This is a genomic window from Acinetobacter sp. YH16038 (assembly GCF_013417275.1).
Taxonomy (GTDB): Bacteria; Pseudomonadota; Gammaproteobacteria; order Pseudomonadales; family Moraxellaceae; genus Acinetobacter.
The window spans coordinates 1-18,193 of sequence record NZ_VPEG01000034.1 but is presented as its reverse complement, the minus strand read 5'-3'; the positions used below and the strand labels follow the sequence as shown (position 1 = coordinate 18,193).

The window sequence follows — 18,193 nt, the reverse complement described above, 5'->3', positions numbered from 1 at the left end:
ACTATACAAGTATATTTATCAAGTATAGTTATTAATTAAGTTTATAAGATATTGTTTTTAAAATATATATTTATTAAAAATCAGTAAAATTACTTTATAACCCTGTAGTAGTATAAATAAAATAAATGTTTTTCCTGTTTAAGTATTTTCTTTTATTTCAATTAGTTACGCTGCGACAAAACGTATGGCTATTTTTAACACAAAAACCAGTTAAAAAATATTCAATTTTGAATATTTATAACTATTATATAAATATCAATAACTTACACTGCGACAAAACGTATAGTTATGATTTTAAGCCTATACAAATATCTTTTTTAGCACCAAAAAATAAAAATCGTTCTTCAATATAATTATTTATATAAAACAACAACTTATAAGATTGTTAAGAATCTAGTTAATTCCTGAAAAATATATATAATCGTATCCAGTACGCATAATCGCAGGTTTGCGACAAAACGTATAGTTATGCGGGGAAGTTGCGACAAAACGTATAGTTTTGAGATTGCAGCATGGATTAAGGCTAAAAAATACTCAAAAATATAATAAGTTAGAGCTAAACACCTAATTAATTACTGATTTTTAAGAATAATTTAGCCATTTTTTGTATACTGTTGATAAGTCTGTGGATTATTTGCGACAAAACGTATAGGTATGTGACAAAACGTATAGTTGTAGCGACAAAACGTATAGTTATAGCGACAAAACGTATAGTTATAGCGACAAAACGTATAGTTATAGCGACAAAACGTATAGTTATAGGCTTGTAAACTTATGTTTTACAAAAAGAAATTAAGGCTCTTAAACTGTTCTAAACACTCCTAAACTCTATTTAAACTCTTTTTAAACCCGATTCTAGTTTTTTTAAAAAGTTTTTAGAAATGTTTAGAAGATTATTAAAGTGATATTTACATGACAAAAAGGGAAGGGATCTAAAAAAATATGAGCTTTGATATATACAAACTTTTTACAAAAGTTTTAAATTATTCATTAAAGTTTTAAACTTTTTGATATATATTAAAAGCGTTTAAAAATAATTGATGTTTTTGTGTCTTTTACACACAGTTACACTTTAGTTACATTTTTAAATTAATTATATTTTGTAAGAATCCGCACTTCACTTTTAAAAACTAGGGATCTTGCAGAAATGGCTTTAACGATGAATGACTTGAAAACAGTCGATGACTTCAACGCCAATAACTATGGTGTTGAAATTGGTATGAACGAGCAGTTCCAATATTTTGTGACTGTTAAAGTAAATGATGTTGATCACATCATTCATACTGCATCAGGAAAAATTCGATTCACACGGAATTTACCCTTCTTGATTCAAGAGATTTGTTCAATGTGCAGCAATGCCAAAACAATATCTCTAAACTTTGAAGGCAAGTTATTCGTACTGGAAAACTCATCTAAATAGAGTGACTACTTGTGTATAAAAAATTTATTTTAGGTTTAACTTTAGCTAGTGCATCTGCCTTAGTTGCAGCTAAAGATGAAAATTATGGCTGTCGTGCTTTTATGTGCTTTGCTGGCGGTCTTAATGTTTCTGAATGTCAGTCTACAATTAGTGACGTAAAAAAAGATCTGGCTAAAGGTAAAGGCTTTCCTCACTGTTCATTCGTCAGCAGTAATCAAGACGGATCTGTTGGAGGTGGAGAAGGACAACCTAAAATTTCATCTTATACACATAATAAAAGAGTTTATCTGTATGTAGATGACAAGTTAGTCACTACAGTTAAAAAGTCCTAAGTTTTTGCAAGAAAAAAGCCTGATTTAATCAGGCTTTTTTTTCTTGTAATTGTTTATAGAAAATTCTTAAAACTTCTTTGACTGCTACACTTTTTCCGTGTTTTTCCCCGCCATAAATATCTTTTAAATATTCTAAGGCTTCCAGTGCTTCAACATCTTCAGGAACATCCATATTGAAATAAACTGAAAGTGGAGTTTTGGTAGTAGGCTTTTTTCTATATCTTTTTCTGCGATCTAATACCTTTCCTTCTGTTTCTGTTTCTGTTTCTGTTTCTGTTTCTGTTCCTAGTTCTTCAGTCATAACTTATCCCATTTAATAAATGTCCACAGGTGGATATTAAGTCCTTTTTAAATAATTTACTACTTATATCGGGTCGCCATTTATGAGAAGTAGCATTGCAATAGTATGTTTTAACGTGGGGTTATAACCCTTTTAATAACCTCATATTATGTACTATGTACTATGTACTATTTAAATCCCGCTACTAGATCAAATGGGAGCAGTTTATTTTCTGCGGTCGCCATTTAAAAAGCACAGCTTTTTAAAGCTCACTTGAAAATCAACGGTAATCAGGGAAGGGAAAATTTAACTGATTGCACCAGTTCGCAAAGTAGACACTTTGCTCTGATATATGTGCTATGGATCTGGATTAGATAGGTAATATAGATGCCTGGATAAACGCTGCAGCTTGCAGCTTTTATCCAAGCATCGAGGTTTTTAGTCATGACTAAAGCAGAATTTAGCTAAAATATTTAAAATTTCTTTAAATTATTTAAAAAAACTTTACCAAGATTACCTAAATTGATGATAATGCACCTTTGTTATGGGTGCTTTAAAAGGTTTTATGGATGACTGATTTTATAAATATTGATCCTGATTTTTCTATTTCAGAGGTGGTGCTAGAGGAATCTAATAAACAAGGATTTATTAAAGAGTTAATTATTAATGAATTTGAGGGTGGATTTTTTATCACAGCAAAACTGGCATGGTCAGGCCAAAAGGTTTGGACTTTAACAACAAGACGAGAAAAAGATAAAGCTAGGATCTTTAAGGATCTGACTAGGCTTAATGATTTCTTGAAAGAAAAAATTTATACAGAAGAAGTAAAAATAATAAGAATCAAGTAAAAAAATACAAAAGCCCTTTCCAATATGGTATATTTTGGATTGTATTCTTTAAAGCTCTAAGACGGGATTTAAGAAAATGGCTATAAGTTTAAATAAATATGGAAATTTTTTAAAATTTTTTCTAGTTATTTCATGTGTTTATCTTGTGTGCTTCATGCCACAAGATGCACTGCTTTTAGAAATCCTTGTTGATTTCACTAAATTTCAAGTAGTTGCTTTCTTATATTCATCTTTTCTTTGTGGGCTTTCGAGTTTCCTAAATTTCACAATTTGGAAATAACCCATGAATCTTGTAATCGTTGAATCTCCTAACAAATGTTCAAAAATTGGAAGTTTTTTAGGATCTGATTTTAAAGTTGTGGCCAGTGTTGGCCATGTTCGGGATCTACCAAGAAAAGGCTTAGGTATTGATATAGCCAATGATTTTGCAATGGAATATTCATTTATTCCTGATGCCAAAGTTAATGACAGAACTTTTGACGGTGGCGAAAAACGTATTGAAAAAATAAAAGCCTTTTTGAATAAAGCAGACAAGATTTATTTAGCTACCGATCCAGACAGGGAAGGTGAAGCTATTTCATGGCATTTAAAAGAATGTTTAGGTCTGGAAGATGGTCAATTTGAACGAATAGAATTTAATGAAATTTCAGAAAAAGCTATTAAAGAAGCCATTAATAATGGGCGTGGTTTAGATTATCAGCTTGTATATGCTCAAGAAGCACGTAGGGCTTTAGATCGTCTGGTGGGCTATCTAGTTTCCCCTATTGCATCTAATCTTATGGGTCAGCCTTCATCTGCGGGGCGGGTACAATCTCCTGCTGTTTTAATCGTTGTCCTTAGAGAAATCGAAATCCAGAAATTCAAAGTTACTAACCACTTTGGCGTTAATTTGAGTTTTGATAAAGAGCCTAAAAAATGGATCTCGCAATGGGTTACAACGGAATTTGTAACTGAGGATCAGCCTTATGTTTTAGATCGTTCCTTAGCTGAAGAAGTTGCAAAAACTAAGAAAGTTAAAGTTTTAAACTGCACTGAAAAAACAGAGTATTCAAATGCTCCTTCTCCTTTCTCTACAGCCCTACTTTTACAAGCTGCTAGTGTAGCGTTAGGCTTTAGCCCTCAACAAACAACCAAAGCAGCACAGGCATTATTTGAACAAGGGGCAATTACTTACATTCGGACTGACGGCCTAAACATAGCTGATGAAAGTGTAGAAGAAATCTTTGCTTATGCTAATGAAAATCAATTTTCTTTACCTGAAAAGCCTAATAAGTTTAAGGAAAAAGATGGGGCGCAAAACGCCCATGAAGCAATCCGACCTGTTCACATAACTGATAAAGATCTAGGAAAGTCACCAGAACAAAAAGCTTTATATCAATTGATTTGGGAACGTACTATTTCAAGTCAATTGGCCAAAGCTGAATATAAAGCCGTTACTTTGGAATTACTGTCTGAAGATGGAAAATATAAGTTCCATGCTAAAAGCCGTGAGCTAATAAAAAAAGGGTGGATGGTTTTTGGTAAAGACTGCCTGAATGAAGATGAAAACGAGCCTTCAGGCGTGGTGCCGGTCTTAGAAGTTGGTTCTGTAGTTGATGTTGAAAGCGGTGAAGTTATTGCAAAACAAACTAAGCCACCAAAACGCTATACAGAAGCTTCACTAATTAAAAAATTGGAAAGCTGCGGGATTGGTCGCCCTTCTACTTATTCATCAATCATGGCCAATATTCTGAATAAGGGCTTTCTGGAGGTAGAAAAGAAAGTCTTAAAACCAACTAAATTAGGGAATGATTTAATTGGTAGTCTGTTAAAAGCTAAATTTAGCTTTCTGGATCTGCACTATTCAAAAGAGATGGAGTTGCAGCTAGATAAAATTGCATCTGGTGAAACTTCATATAATTCGGTTGTTTCTGCCTTATACACTCAACTTGCTCAAGAGCTAAGTACAGCTTCAAAGCTGACAGCTATAAACGCAATACCTTGTCCAAAGTGTAAAAGCCAATTAAAAAAATTTAAGAATACTAAAACCAATCAATTTTTTTGGATTTGTAGCAATGAGGACTGTAAGCATTCGATGGATGACGACAAGGGTAAACCAGTCGAAAAAGTTATTCATTCATGCCCTAAATGTAAAACAGGTCGCTTAAATAAATTCCAAAATTCGCAAACTAAAGAATTTTTTTGGATCTGCAATGATCAGGAATGTAAGCACTCGATGGATGACAAGAAAGGTCAGCCAGTAGAGAAAATCAAATATCCTTGCCCTAAATGCTCAACGCCATTATTCAGATCCAAAAAAGAAGGTAAAGATCCGATCTGGTTCTGTCCTAATCGGGAAACAGATTGCAAAGTCTTTTTGCCTGAAGTTAATAAAAAGCCACTTCTTGAAGTCTATTCATGTCCTCAATGTGCCAGTGATTTAAGACGGATCAATGGGGCAAATGGCTATTTTTGGGGGTGTATCAACTATAAAAATGGGTGCTCCGCTACTTATCCAGATCAAAAAGGTAAGCCAAAATTTGAGGTGAAAAAGTAATGATTGATTTCGTAGTTTTGGCACAACAATGTGCGCCACAAGTTGATGTAAATATTGCGTCTGCAATTGTTAAATCTGAATCCTCATTTAATCCTTTTGCGATAGGGGTTAATCGTGCCGCAGGTCTTAAAAAACAGCCGACTAGCTATGAAGAAGCTGTATCTGTGGCCAAAAGATTAATTAGCCAGGGACGAAATATTGATGTTGGTTTTGCTCAAATTAATAGTGCTAATTTCAAAAGATTAAATCTTAGTGTCGAGCAAGTTTTTGATCCCTGCACTAATCTAAGCGCAATGCAATTTATCTTTAATGACTGCCGAAATAGGGCAAAAGGCAAAGATATTTATAAAGCTATGTCTTGCTATAACACTGGCAACCATTCATCAGGATTTAGAAATGGGTATGTAGCGAAAGTATCAAGAAATTTGAATTATTTTGCTAATGGTTCACTCAATACCATGCCTGTAAAATTCAATCCTCCCTCACCTCCTATGAATAGCTCAGAACAGCTTGCATATTTTGCTACTAATGCAGATATGCCTAACTCCAATGGATATAACGAAAATACAGAACTTCAAAGCCTTCCAGTAGTGGAGAAACGGCCTTCATTTTTCTTAACTAACGGCACAAATATTAAAGAAAAAGAAAAAAGTTTAAAATCTTCTATGATCTTTTAAAATATTTTCAAAAAGTTTAAAACTTAGTGTAATATATTAAATATACAGTACCAATGAACAATATTTGATTTTCCAAAAATATTGTTCTTGGTACTTAATGCGCTAGGTCTTAATTGCTTCACTTGGAGAAAATAATGAAAGCAAATCAAACGCAAATAACAACGACTAAAACGACTGGTATCAAAGCAAGCGTATTGATGTTGTTCATGACGTTAATCTCAAGCCCTGCTTTTGCTCAAATCTCAAAAGTTAATACGGTTATGGCTAATGTTCAGTCAGTCTTAGCGGGTGTGGCTGTAACTGTATTTACCATCACTATCATGTGGGCTGGCTTTAAATTGGCTTGGCAACAAGCGAAGTGGTCAGACATTTCTAACATCGTTATCGGGGGGATTTTGGTAGGTGGTGCTGCGGGTATCGCTGCTTGGCTGATTAACTAATGTCGAATTTTTCTGATCCAATTTTCAGGGGTTGCACTCGTCCTGCCATGCTTTTTGGCGTTCCAATGTTGCCTTTTTTGTTGGTGACGGGGGTAGCAATTCTTTTAGCGGGTTGGTCTTTTTATCTACTTAGTGCCTATGTGACTTTATTTATAGCAGCTATTTATGTGCCTATTTACTTCTGGATGCGGGCAATAACAAAAGTAGATGACCAACGATTAAAGCAAGTATTGATGCGGTGGCGCATAAGAGGGAAACAGATCCAGAACCATCAAAAATGGGGAGCAATCTCATTTTCGCCACTTAAATTAAAGAAAAGGAAATAACAATATCATGCGTTCAAAACAGCAAGTTAAAGATAGCGCAAATGCTGAAGTCGCAATTTCAGACTATCTGCCGTTTGGTAATCATGTTTCCAACAATGTTATTAAGCTTAAAAATGGTGAATACATTGCTACATGGAAATTAGAAGGCATTTCGTTTGAAACAGTTGAAGCCGATATTATTAGAATCCGTAAAGAAGGATTAAATAATTTTTATCGTGCTTTAGGTGGCGGTCACTTTGCTGTTTGGACGCATAAGATTCGTAGGGGAGTTAATGAACGTCTAAATGGCGTTTATGAAAATGATTTTATTGCTGATTTTAATGAAAGATATTATCAGCAGTTTCAGGGTGAAAAGAATAAACAGATGGCTACTGAATTGTATTTAACAATTCTTTATCGTCCTGAAATTTCCAGATTAACAAAGATCTTTAAGAGTAAAGCTAGTCGTGATCCAGTAGCCCTGAAAAAGCAGATTAAGCGGGATCTCGATATTTTGGATGATGTAGCCAAACAGGTTGAAGCAAGTCTATATCACTACAATCCAGAACGTCTGGCGACCTATACCAAGAAAGGTTTTGTCTACTCCGAAATGTGTAATCTGCTTGGTTTCTTAACTAATGGAGTTTGGGAAGAAATCCCTTTAAGACAAGCTAATCTTGATCAATATATTCCAAGTAGTCGCTTGTTCTTTGGTGACAAAAACGGCTATTTACAGATCAAACATCCTGAAGCTCAAAAATATGTAGGCTTTCTGGATATTCAAGAATTTCCACGTTTATCAGAATCAGGAATGTGCAATTCCATCCTGTATGGAAACTATGAATACATTGAAACTCAAAGTTTCACGGTTTATGGCAAGCGTGATGCTGTAGATAAATTAAAAACAATTAAAGGACAGCTAAATTCTGTAGAGGACGTTTCAGATCAAGAGATTCGTGATATTGATCTGGCTATGAGTGAAGCTAATAGCGGGAATTTCCAGTTAGGCGAATATCACTATACGCTTGCGATTTTTGGTGATTCACCAAATCAAGTTGCTCTGAATGTTTCGAGTGCCAGAACTGCTTTATCAGATGAAGCAGGGTTCAAAATGGCTGTAATTGATACTGTTCCTGAATGTGCATGGTTCTCGCAATTAGCGGGTAACTTTAATATGCGTCCAAGAGAAGCATATCTCACAAGCCTAAATTTTTCTGCTTTAAGCCCTTTCCATAACTTCGCAAGAGGTAAACGTGACGGCAATCCTTGGGGTGAAGCACTAGCTTTATTTAAAACTCCAAGTGGCCAACCATTTTACTTTAATCATCATGTTAGCCCAGATAAGCAAGATTCTACAGATGACAAGATGCCAGGTAATACGTGTGTCATTGGAACAACTGGTGTGGGTAAAACAACCCTAGTCATGGCCATGATGATGTTTGCTTGTAAGTATAAAAATCTGAAGGGTGTTTTCTTTGATAAAGATAGGGGCGCAGAAATTGGGATTAGACGGATTGGGGGTCAATACTATGCCTTAGAGCGTGGTGTACCAACTGGCTTTAATCCGTTGCAGCTACCACCGACTGAAACAAATATTCAGTTTGTAGAAAAGCTTGTAAAAATTCTGGTAGGTGGTGTTCGTAATGCTGCCGAAGATCTGGAAATCAGTCAGGCTGTTCGTACCATTATGCGTGATGATATGCCGTTAGAACTCCGCAGACTTTCAGCTTTATATATGAATCTGAAAGTAAATGGCGGGGGGGATTCGCTTCAGGATCGTTTAGCTAAATGGTGTAACACTGCTGATCATGACGGAAATTTATCTTGGGTCTTTGATAATCCATACGATACTCAAGACTTTTCTAAAGCAAAAATGCCAATCTTTGGTTATGACTACACGGAATTTTTAGATGATCCAGAAGTCCGTACACCAATCATGGCTTATCTATTACACATCACAGATTCATTGATTGATGGTAGTCCGTTTATTTATTGGATGGACGAGTTTTGGAAGCCATTAACAGATGAATATTTCAAAGATTTTGCCAAAGATAAGCAGAAAACTATTCGTAAATTGAATGGTCTAGGTGTCTTTATGACGCAATCCCCAAGTGACGTTTTAGATTCTGACATTGGTAAAACAATGGTTGAACAAAGCGTTACTCAAATCTTTTTACCTAATCCTCGTGCTGATTACGATGACTATGTAAACGGCTTTAAGGTCACTCCGCAAGAATTTGAAATTATTAGAGAGCTAGAAGAAAACTCACGCATGTTCTTAGTTAAGCAGGGTAGCCGTTCCGCACTCTGCAAAATGGATCTAGGCGAAATGCGTGACGTTTTACAGATTATTTCAGGCTCTAAGGACAATTTAGAACTTCTCGAAAATCTCATGAATGAAGTTGGTGAAGATCCTAACGATTGGGGCGAACTTTTCTTACAACGGATCGCAGAACGTAAAAAATTAATTTCAGAAAAAGGAGTTGCTTAGTCATGACTAAGTTTTTAGCACTATCAAGTTTGTTGGTTATTTCTACTTTAACAACTGCATGTTCTGATGATAAGGAACAGGTTAAGCAGTTAAAAGAAGAAGTGAAGGCTGCACAACAATTAAAACCTCAAGATTTAACTGCTGAACAGCAAGAGGAACTGAAGCAGCGCAAGGCTAGAGCATCCCAAAAGGGTAATATTCTTGATGAATATGATCCTTCTGCACCTCAAAAATCAGTAAAACCAGAAACTAAAAAAGGATCGGGAAATATCCTCGATGGATATAACCCAGATTCAAAATAATTAAGGATTCATAGGGGATTGCAATGGCAATTATTACTACATTAGAAACAAAAATTGATTCTCTATTAGCAAGTTACGTGACAGGTGTTAGTAGTAATATCGCTTCTGCAATTGTTCCTATAGCTTTGACTGCTGCAACAATTTATATCCTGATCATTGGCTACAATATTGCGACTGGTGCACAAGAAGATTCCATTTATACCGCTTTATGGAAGTTTTTTAAGATCGCTTTTGTGGGTGGGATTGCTTTAAGTGCAGGGGTTTATCAGTCCTTTGTTGTTGAAGCCATTAACGGACTAGCCATAGGTTTAATTCAAATTGTTAGTCCAGGTGGTGAATCTTCGTTAGGTGCTTTACTGGATCAAGTGAGCGTTCCGTGGGGTGAATTAATCCAAAAATTAGGTGAGGAAGCTGAATCAGCTTCTGGCGTTTTCCCTGATATTGGCTTGTATTTATCTGCTGCTGTTGTTGCTGTCGCTCAATTCCTATTGTTCTTCATTGGTACTGGCCTATATTTACTGGCAAAAATCAGTCTGCAACTTTGTTTAGGCGTTGGTCCCATATTCATTCTGTGTGCAATGTTCCCTGCTACACAAAAATATTTTGAAAGTTGGCTTTCTCAAACATTGAGCTATGTTTTCACCATAGGCTTTATCACAGCAATTATCAGTATGCTCTTTGCTTTCGTTTCAGGCATGTGTACGCAAATCACTAATAACTTTGATGCGGGCGACATTCTTACTTCTGTAGTTTCCCTCTGTATTGTTGCGGGAACTATTGTAGTGATCATGTGGAACATTCCAACGATGGCTTCAGCCATAACAGGTGGGGCGGGTGTTCAAGGTGTCGGTCGTGCTGTAGCTCAAGCAATTACTAAAGGTCGTGGCGGTAATAATTCAAAATCTGATAGTGCTTCAGCTACTCCTACCACTGGGGGAAGTGTTCAAGGGAATTCTAGCAGCTCTAATAATTCCAATAGCTCGAATACAGGAGGATCTAAGCCGTTATATCAACGACACACACTCTCTAACCTCAAAAGAAACAAATAGGAATTTTTCTAATGAAAAAACAATTGTTAGCTTTGGGTTTAGGTTCATCTTTGTTTATTAGTGGTCAAGCCAATGCTACAGGTATTCCTGTCATTGACGGTGCTAACCTTGTTCAAGCTGTTCAAAATATGGTGGCTTGGGGTGAACAATACAATCAGATGGTGAACCAGATCCAACAGGCAAAACAGCAATACGATTCCATTACTGGTATTCGTGGTTTCGGTGATGCTGTCAATAATCCATATCTTAAAGACGTGATTCCAAGTGATGTTGCTGACATTTATAAAGGCATCCAACAAGGCGGTGTCAATGGTATGACTTCAGCAGCTAGGAACATTCGTGATGCCACAATGGTTTATGACTGTGCTTCTAGAACTGGCCAGAACTATAAAGCCTGTCAAGCTGCATTAAATAACAATGCACAAACACAGGCTTTAAATCAGCAAGCGTTAGGCGTTGCGGATCTGCGTACTGAGCAGATTGATAATCTGCGTAAACAGATCAATAACACTACTGATGCTAAAGCTATCGCTGAGTTACAGGCTAGGATTCAAGCGGAACAGTCACAAGTTGCTAATGATGCAAACCGAATTGCTTTGATGCAGGCGCAAGCGCAAGCTCAAAAAGATGCAGCACAACAGCTTGAAATTGAAGGCCGATTAAAACGTGCTGCCCAAAAAGGCAACATTCTTGACGGCTACTCTGGTAACTAAACTTTTAAAAAAAGCCCATTTCTTTTGAAATGGGTATTTTTTTTGCAATTTTTCAGAAAACATTGAATTAATAAAACCAAAATATATTATTTTGGTTTACGATTTTTATATTTTTTGGCATACTTAGAGAAATAACTCTAATAGGGTCTATCGGGTCTATCATGAACAAACTTAAAAAAGTATCTGCTGCTGAAGAAGCTAAAAGCTATGAAAAAGCTATGGATTGGGAAGCAGATCTTATTGCGATGCGAGCTAAGTCAGAACGTAAAGCTTGGACTATTGCAAAAGTAGCGGTGGGCGTGGCCGTCTTAGAAGCCATTGGATTAGTGACATTAGCTCCAATGCGCCAGACTGTACCTGTTGTTTTCACAGTAGATAAAGCTCAAGGAAATGTTGAATACGTGGGCGTTGTTGATGATCAGCAAGTGAAAGGCAAACAAGAATTAATTGATAAAAATAACATTACTCGTTATGTAACCGCCCGTGAGAGTTATTTCTATCCGTTATTACAGCCAGATTATGATTTAGTCATGACTATGAGTAGTAATCAGGTCGGTAATGACTTTGCTTCACTCTATGAAGGTGATAGCGCAAGAGATAAAAAATACGGCAAAAAATATGAATTAAAAGTTGATGTGATTTCTGTCCAGACTAATCAGGATGAAACAGGTTTTACCGCTAGTGTCCGCTTCACTAAGACTTTGCATTCAGTCGAAGCTAATCGTGATGAACAGCCACAATATTATATTGCAAGTATTCGATATGAATATGCTCCGAACAATCTAAATAAACTGGTAGAAAAAGATCTAATTAAAAACCCATTCGGCTTTAAGGTCGTGGGCTATCGTGTCGATCCTGAACTATCTCCTAACAGACCTGTAGCGCAAGCTGCGGTTGTTGAACCTAGTCAGCAAGTCTATGTTCCGATTCAACAAGGCGGGGCTGTTGTTCAGCCACAAGCTCAACAAGGCGGGGCTGCTGTTCAGCCACAAGCTCAACAAGGAATGTAAAGGATCATTACATGAAAAAATTAATTCTTGCTTTGGGTTTGGCGATGCATGGGATCTCTTATGCAGCAATTACGCCTAAAGCTATGCCTACCGATTCACGTATTAGAACAATCAATTATGTTCCTAATGATGTTTATCGAATTACTGTCAAAAAAGGCACTGTAACCCGCATTGTATTAGGTGAAGGTGAAAGAATTTTAGAGCGTGGTGCTGCTACTGGATACCCTTCAGACTGTGAAAAGGATGACACCAATTGGTGTATTTTTGCGGATACTGGATCAAATTTAGTATGGGTGAAGCCAAAGGATAAGGCTACTCGGAATAACTTAGAGTTACGCACTAATAAGCGTGATTATAGTTTTGATTTTCAAGTTCTAAATAATGCCAAAGAAAAACCGATGTATCGTGTTGTCTTTAAATATCCACAAGAAGAAGAAGAAAAACGTAAACAGGAAGAAGCTCAACGCTATAACGCTTATGCAGCACAATTAAAAGAAGAAAGCCAACTTACTGAATTTTTGGTTTTACAGCATCGTTTAGCCAATGCTGCGCCTATCCCTAAAAACTGGAATTATCGTCAAGCTGCAAACAGCAAAGGGAAGCACTTTGTTCCAGAAATGCTATTTGATGACGGTCGTTTTACCTATATGCGATTTAAAGGAAATACTGATATTCCAGTCGTATTTATTGAAGGTACGGAAGGGGAAGAAAAAGTTAATTTCCATATCAGTAAAGAAGATCCAAAACTTTTGATTGTTGAAGCTCTAGCTAAAAAATTTGTTTTACGTCAAGGAAAAGGCGTAGTGAGCATTTTCAATGAATCTTATGATCCTGTCGGTGTTGCTCCTCAAGATGGCACTACTGTAGAGGGTGTTAAACGTGTCATTACTGGGGATATGAACTAATGAATATTAATGATCAAAAACCATTAGATGATCAACAAGCTCCTGATGAAGAATTTAACGAATCAGAAAATGGCATTGTTTCTGTCAATGAACGTGGGGATCAGGAAGATGGAAAAGGTAAAAAAATAGCGTTTATTGCAGTTATGGCGGTACTTTTTACTGTTATAGCGGTCTTTGCCTATAACTTCTTTTCAGATAGTAGTGATGCTGAAGAAGCAGCCCAATTAAAAGAAAATCAGATAGATCCAAGCCTAGATGCTTCAGCTAAAAGAAGGGATTTTACTAATACTGATCCTGTGCCAATGGATGCAGGTCAAAATGCTCAATTTCAAAGCCTAGATGCCTGTCAGGATCAAAGTATTCCTAGACAGCTAACAGACAATAACGGTAATGCTTTAACTTATAACGGCATGTTGGTTTTTCAATGCCAAAATGGTCAGCAGATTTTAAGACAACCTGAAGCTGCGCCAGTAGTTGAACAACAAGCAGCAAATCAACAGCCTGTAGTAATTCAGCCACAGCCACAACAACAAGCTCAATATGTACCTTTAAACAATGGAAGCCGTTACGGTGGCGGGATTTTTGTCAATCCTTCACAACAAGGCGGGGCGGTTGGCCAACCGTCAAGCATGAATCATCAAGCAGCTTATAACCAAGTAACAGGCATGATGAAACAGTTTGAACAGGATCAGAATAGTAATAGCCGTTCTGGTAATTTCTCTGGATCTGGTTTGATGTCTTTAGCCCATGATGATGATGAACCTATGCAGCATCAGCCACAACAAGCTACAACTAACATGGCTAATCATTCCTCTAATAAAGTCCAGGCTAGGTTTATTGGGGATCGAAATTACTTAATTGCTAAAGGTCGTGTAATCCGTTGCAACCTGTCAGTTAAAGTCGTTTCAGAAATTGGCGGTATGGCTTCATGTGTCCTTCCACAACCTGTTTATTCTGATAATGGTCGTGTAGTCCTTGCTGAAGCGGGATCTGAAGTCATTGGAGAATACAAAAGTATTGCAGCACAAGGGCAAAGACGTTTAGGTATCATCTGGTCACGCTTAAAAACTCCACATGGTGTTATTGTCGATATTGATTCTCCCGCAGCAGACCATTTAGGAACAGGTGGTTTAAGTGGTCGAGTAGATAACCGTTGGGGCGCACGTATCGGTGCAGCGTTTATGCTTTCTTTAGTTCAAGACGCTATTGCTTACGGTATTTCTAAAGAAACAGGCGGGAACAATAGCACTCCTTATATGCTTCAAAACACTTCAGACATGGGTAAATCAATGGCTGAAACAGTGTTGAATGAAACAATCAATATCAAGCCAACAATTTATAAAAATCAGGGTGATGTAGCTTCAATTTACGTGGCCAAAGATATTGATTTCAGAGGTGTGTATGAACTCCGCGCAAAATAATGTTTTAAGCAAGGATGTAATGGTTAGACAGCTATTACTTCCATTAGAAAAATTCTTAAAAACTAAAGGGGTGACTGAAATTGCAATTAACGCACCTAACGAAGTTTGGACGGAATCTAATAAAGGATGGGAAAAGCATTCTATAAATCTGGAAATGGCGCAAATAACAGCTTTAGCTAATGTTATTGCTACCTATACCAATCAACGGATTGGCCAAGAAAACCCTATATTATCTGCTCAATTACCTGATGGAGAGCGTATTCAGATCGTTCTACCGCCAGCCATTGAAAATGGAACGGTATCAATGACAATCCGTATTCCTGACGAGTCAAACCGATCATTTCAGGAATATAAAGATCAAGGCTTTTTTGACCACTTCAGATATGGGAAATCTAAAGAGTTTGAGCAGTTTAAACCTGTATTACGTACTGAAGATATTAAGCTAGTCCAGTTTTTAGAAAACAAAGATCTTGAGGGATTTTTTAAATTCGCTGTTCAATGTAAGAAAAATATTGCAGTTGTTGGTGATACTGGTTCTGGTAAAACCACTTTCATGAAGGCAATTTGTCAGTACATTCCTAAAGATGAACGTCTTGTCACTATTGAAGATGTACGTGAACTTTTTGTTCCACATGAAAACAAGGTTCACCTACTTTATTCTAAAGGTGGTCAAGGTAAAGCTAAGGTAACTCCATCTGATCTGATCGCTAGTAATATGCGTATGAAGCCAGACCGTGTATTACTTGCTGAATTACGTGGTGGAGAAGCTTTTGACTTTCTGAAATTGCTTACAACTGGTCACAGTGGATCTATTACAAGTTATCACGCTGAAAGCTGTTCACTGGCTTATGATCGCTACGCCTTTATGTGCAAAGAACATGAACAAGCAAATATCTACGATGCCACTACACTAAAGGAATTAGTTGCTTTAACCATTGATATTATTGTTCATGTTGAAGTGAAGAAAAAATATGATGATGAAAGTAATTTAATAGGTAAAGAACGCTTTATTTCTGAAATCAAATTTGATCCTGTTTCTAAAGTTAAGGCTCAATTTGGTGATGCTGAAATTATTGTCGGGGATCGAGCATGAATAAAAAGATCCTGATTCTACTCCTTGCGATTTTTCTAGCAGTCGTTGGTTTCTTTATTACTAAATATCTGGCCGGTGTTCTTTATTACTTAGCTAATAAGACCAATCCATTTCCTGAAGTGAATCTGACAACGTGGGGGTATTATTGGGATTTATATGCACATAATGTACCTGCACAAAAGAAAAAGCTGCAAGGTGCCTTGATCGCTGCACTATTTATCACTTTTGTTCTACCTGCTTTAGTCATTGCTAGTCTGTTTAATAAAAAACAGTCGTTACACGGTGATGCCAGATTTGCCACAACAAAAGAAATTCAGAAATCTGGATTGATGGGAAATAAGGGGATTTTAGTAGGGAAATATCATAATAAATATTTAATGCTTGGCGGTCAGCAATTTGTACTTCTGGCTGCTCCGACACGAAGCGGTAAAGGTGTAGCGATTGTTATTCCTAACCTTCTAAACTATTCGGATAGTGTAGTTGTACTGGATTTGAAGCTTGAAAACTTCCTATTAACTTCTAAATTTCGTGCCAAGAATGGCCAGAAAGTTTATCTATTCAGCCCATTTTCTGAAGATCTAAAATCTCACAAATGGAATCCATTTGATACCGTTAGTCATGACGAAAATTTTAGAGTAGGTGAAATTCTTGCTATTGGTCGAAGTTTCTACCCTGTGACTGGTGATGCTAAAACCGATTTCTGGAATGACAATGCTAATAACTTATTTCTTGGCCTAGCCCTATATCTATTTGAAACTGAAGATCTGCCTGTAACTATGGGCGAGGTTTTAAGACAGAGTTCAGGTAAAGGTAAGCCAATTCAGGATCATATTAGATCTATTATTGATGAAAGAGCGCAAAGTGATAAACCGCTTAGTGATACTTGCCTAGATGCTTTAAACCGTTTTTTAAGTTCACCAGACAATACGCTCGGTAACATCATTTCTACTTTTACCTCACCTTTAACGATTTTTGCGAACCCGATTGTGGACGCTGCAACTTCATCAAGTGACTTTAAACTTGAAGATGTACGCAGACAAAGAATGTCTATTTATTTTGGTGTTCAACCTAACCGCTTAGGGGATGCTAAGAACTTAATTAATCTGTTTTATTCACTCTTAATTGATGTGAATCTAAAAACACTGCCACAACAAGATTCATCTTTGAAATACCAGTGCCTAGTCGTGAATGATGAAGCAACGGCTGTCGGTAAAGTAGCGAAAATTGCAGACGCTAACTCATTTATTGCGGGTTATAACATTCGTTTATTAACAATTATTCAGTCTATTGGCCAGTTAGAGGACGTTTATAAAACTCAAACTAGGGGGCTTGTAACTAACCATGCTTTGCAGATCGTTTACCCGCCTAGAGAACAACGAGATGCTAATGAATATAGTGAAATGCTTGGCTATTTCACTTTTAAAGCAAAATCTAAAGGCCAAAGCCGTTCTATGGCATGGGGGCAAGGTGGCTCTAATTCAGAAAATGAATCAGATCAAAGACGAGCTTTAATGCTCCCTCAAGAGTTAAAAGAATTGTCGCAAGATAAAGAGATTATCTTTATGGAAAATACAAAACCTATCATGTGTGAAAAGGCTAAGTATTTTAATGACAGTGCTTTTGTGGATCGCCTAAAGTCCGTTTCTCCTAGCATGAAAGCAATTAAAGGTTTTCCAACTCACAAGCAATTAGAAAAAATTGCCTTTGAGGATTTGGAACTTTCAATTCCTATTCCTGATTTAGACGTAAAGCTGCATAAAGCAAAAATTGAAAAACGTATAACTGAAATTACTACAGTAGAACAGGCTGAACAGATAGATATTTCTAGCTTAGTTATCCCTGAATTTAAGTTAGATAAAACAGTTTTTGAAGATCCTGAAAATCCACAACCTGAAGAATGTCTACAAGTGGTCGATCAATTCTTTGGGGCTGTTGAATGGGAAGAAGATACTGAAGCGCAAAATATTGTCGATGACTTCTTTAGCCAGGTGGAAGCTAGTGCTGAAAATCCAATAGAAAACCTAGTTGCAGTAGATGAACCAGAACAAACGGAAAACCTTATTGCAGTTGATGACACTGAATTTAGTCATGACGAAATGGAAAATCTGGTTGCAGTCGATGAACCAGAACAAGCGGAAAATCTAGTTGCAGCAGATGAATCAGATCCTCTGGCCATGATTGCAGAAATGGAAAATCTGGTTGCAGTCGATGAACCAGAACAAGCGGAAAATCTAGTTGCAGCAGATGAATCAGATCCTCTGGCCATGATTGCAGAAATGGAAAATCTGGTTGCAGTCGATGAACCAGAACAAGCGGAAAATCTAGTTGCAGCAGATGAATCAGATCCTCTGGCCATGATTGCAGAAATGGA

At 36.8% G+C, this 18,193-nt stretch carries 17 protein-coding genes; 16 read left to right on the top strand and 1 reads right to left on the bottom strand.

Annotated features, from left to right (window positions below; all coding sequences use genetic code 11):
• The first annotated feature begins 1,147 nt into the window (after window positions 1-1,147).
• Window positions 1,148-1,420: a hypothetical protein gene (locus tag FTV34_RS13510; protein ID WP_026444499.1), complete on the top strand. Its 273-nt coding sequence runs from the start codon at window positions 1,148-1,150 to the stop codon at window positions 1,418-1,420.
• An 11-nt stretch (window positions 1,421-1,431) separates the two neighbouring features.
• Complete coding sequence (locus FTV34_RS13505) at window positions 1,432-1,752, top strand: hypothetical protein (RefSeq protein WP_005248735.1); 321 nt, start codon at window positions 1,432-1,434, stop codon at window positions 1,750-1,752.
• Window positions 1,753-1,780: 28 nt separating this feature from the next.
• On the opposite strand, the gene FTV34_RS13500 is transcribed toward FTV34_RS13505, so the two are convergent.
• Complete coding sequence (locus FTV34_RS13500; RefSeq protein WP_180070516.1) at window positions 1,781-2,053, bottom strand: hypothetical protein; 273 nt, start codon at window positions 2,051-2,053, stop codon at window positions 1,781-1,783.
• Between the two features lie 548 nt (window positions 2,054-2,601).
• Here FTV34_RS13500 and FTV34_RS13495 point away from each other — a divergent pair.
• The 14 genes from FTV34_RS13495 to FTV34_RS13430 all read left to right on the top strand — a co-directional run.
• The gene (locus tag FTV34_RS13495; RefSeq protein ID WP_005248732.1) at window positions 2,602-2,880 is read left to right on the top strand and encodes a hypothetical protein; all 279 of its coding nucleotides are present in this window, start codon (window positions 2,602-2,604) and stop codon (window positions 2,878-2,880) included.
• 283 nt (window positions 2,881-3,163) lie between these two features.
• Window positions 3,164-5,416 (top strand): type I DNA topoisomerase, encoded by a 2,253-nt coding sequence (topA, locus tag FTV34_RS13490; RefSeq protein ID WP_163167835.1) that lies wholly within the window; start codon window positions 3,164-3,166, stop codon window positions 5,414-5,416.
• Window positions 5,416-6,093, top strand: coding sequence for a lytic transglycosylase domain-containing protein (locus tag FTV34_RS13485; protein WP_026444413.1), 678 nt, complete (start codon window positions 5,416-5,418; stop codon window positions 6,091-6,093). The genes topA and FTV34_RS13485 overlap by 1 nt, the downstream gene beginning before the upstream one ends.
• A gap of 134 nt (window positions 6,094-6,227) precedes the next feature.
• Window positions 6,228-6,533, top strand: coding sequence for a TrbC/VirB2 family protein (locus tag FTV34_RS13480; RefSeq protein WP_004644768.1), 306 nt, complete (start codon window positions 6,228-6,230; stop codon window positions 6,531-6,533).
• Window positions 6,533-6,859, top strand: a complete 327-nt coding sequence (locus FTV34_RS13475; protein WP_005407440.1) for a type IV secretion system protein VirB3 — start codon at window positions 6,533-6,535, stop codon at window positions 6,857-6,859. Before FTV34_RS13480 ends, FTV34_RS13475 begins: the two co-directional genes overlap by 1 nt.
• Before the next feature lie 7 nt (window positions 6,860-6,866).
• Window positions 6,867-9,329, top strand: coding sequence for a VirB4 family type IV secretion/conjugal transfer ATPase (locus FTV34_RS13470; protein WP_180070514.1), 2,463 nt, complete (start codon window positions 6,867-6,869; stop codon window positions 9,327-9,329).
• Window positions 9,330-9,331: 2 nt separating this feature from the next.
• Window positions 9,332-9,631, top strand: a complete 300-nt coding sequence (locus tag FTV34_RS13465; protein WP_026444411.1) for a hypothetical protein — start codon at window positions 9,332-9,334, stop codon at window positions 9,629-9,631.
• A 23-nt stretch (window positions 9,632-9,654) separates the two neighbouring features.
• Window positions 9,655-10,680: a type IV secretion system protein gene (locus FTV34_RS13460; RefSeq protein WP_026444410.1), complete on the top strand. Its 1,026-nt coding sequence runs from the start codon at window positions 9,655-9,657 to the stop codon at window positions 10,678-10,680.
• 11 nt (window positions 10,681-10,691) lie between these two features.
• On the top strand, window positions 10,692-11,393 hold the full coding sequence (gene virB5, locus FTV34_RS13455; protein WP_004644764.1) for a P-type DNA transfer protein VirB5: 702 nt from the start codon (window positions 10,692-10,694) through the stop codon (window positions 11,391-11,393).
• A gap of 161 nt (window positions 11,394-11,554) precedes the next feature.
• Window positions 11,555-12,403 (top strand): virB8 family protein, encoded by an 849-nt coding sequence (locus FTV34_RS13450; RefSeq protein WP_053142621.1) that lies wholly within the window; start codon window positions 11,555-11,557, stop codon window positions 12,401-12,403.
• An 11-nt stretch (window positions 12,404-12,414) separates the two neighbouring features.
• Window positions 12,415-13,308 carry a TrbG/VirB9 family P-type conjugative transfer protein gene (locus tag FTV34_RS13445; protein WP_163167837.1) on the top strand — a complete coding sequence of 298 codons (894 nt, stop codon included), beginning with the start codon at window positions 12,415-12,417 and terminating at the stop codon, window positions 13,306-13,308.
• Entirely contained in the window at window positions 13,308-14,729 is a 1,422-nt protein-coding gene (gene virB10 / locus FTV34_RS13440; RefSeq protein ID WP_111034402.1) for a type IV secretion system protein VirB10, read from the top strand. Before FTV34_RS13445 ends, virB10 begins: the two co-directional genes overlap by 1 nt.
• Window positions 14,710-15,822, top strand: coding sequence for a P-type DNA transfer ATPase VirB11 (gene virB11, locus FTV34_RS13435; protein WP_180070511.1), 1,113 nt, complete (start codon window positions 14,710-14,712; stop codon window positions 15,820-15,822). The genes virB10 and virB11 overlap by 20 nt, the downstream gene beginning before the upstream one ends.
• Window positions 15,819-18,193 (top strand): type IV secretory system conjugative DNA transfer family protein (locus tag FTV34_RS13430; RefSeq protein ID WP_257226163.1); only part of this gene is annotated, 2,375 nt, incomplete at its 3' end. The genes virB11 and FTV34_RS13430, both read left to right, overlap by 4 nt.

Bases quoted from the DNA above. Each gene is read 5' to 3' on its own strand.
- topA (WP_163167835.1), top strand. From the start codon at position 3,164: ATGAATCTTGTAATCGTTGAATCTCCTAACAAATGTTCAAAAATTGGA.
- FTV34_RS13480 (WP_004644768.1), top strand. From the start codon at position 6,228: ATGAAAGCAAATCAAACGCAAATAACAACGACTAAAACGACTGGTATC.
- virB11 (WP_180070511.1), top strand. From the start codon at position 14,710: ATGAACTCCGCGCAAAATAATGTTTTAAGCAAGGATGTAATGGTTAGA.
- FTV34_RS13460 (WP_026444410.1), top strand. From the start codon at position 9,655: ATGGCAATTATTACTACATTAGAAACAAAAATTGATTCTCTATTAGCA.
- FTV34_RS13500 (WP_180070516.1), bottom strand. From the start codon at position 2,053: ATGACTGAAGAACTAGGAACAGAAACAGAAACAGAAACAGAAACAGAA.
- FTV34_RS13475 (WP_005407440.1), top strand. From the start codon at position 6,533: ATGTCGAATTTTTCTGATCCAATTTTCAGGGGTTGCACTCGTCCTGCC.
- FTV34_RS13465 (WP_026444411.1), top strand. From the start codon at position 9,332: ATGACTAAGTTTTTAGCACTATCAAGTTTGTTGGTTATTTCTACTTTA.
- virB5 (WP_004644764.1), top strand. From the start codon at position 10,692: ATGAAAAAACAATTGTTAGCTTTGGGTTTAGGTTCATCTTTGTTTATT.
- FTV34_RS13485 (WP_026444413.1), top strand. From the start codon at position 5,416: ATGATTGATTTCGTAGTTTTGGCACAACAATGTGCGCCACAAGTTGAT.
- FTV34_RS13510 (WP_026444499.1), top strand. From the start codon at position 1,148: ATGGCTTTAACGATGAATGACTTGAAAACAGTCGATGACTTCAACGCC.
- virB10 (WP_111034402.1), top strand. From the start codon at position 13,308: ATGAATATTAATGATCAAAAACCATTAGATGATCAACAAGCTCCTGAT.
- FTV34_RS13495 (WP_005248732.1), top strand. From the start codon at position 2,602: ATGACTGATTTTATAAATATTGATCCTGATTTTTCTATTTCAGAGGTG.
- FTV34_RS13445 (WP_163167837.1), top strand. From the start codon at position 12,415: ATGAAAAAATTAATTCTTGCTTTGGGTTTGGCGATGCATGGGATCTCT.
- FTV34_RS13470 (WP_180070514.1), top strand. From the start codon at position 6,867: ATGCGTTCAAAACAGCAAGTTAAAGATAGCGCAAATGCTGAAGTCGCA.
- FTV34_RS13450 (WP_053142621.1), top strand. From the start codon at position 11,555: ATGAACAAACTTAAAAAAGTATCTGCTGCTGAAGAAGCTAAAAGCTAT.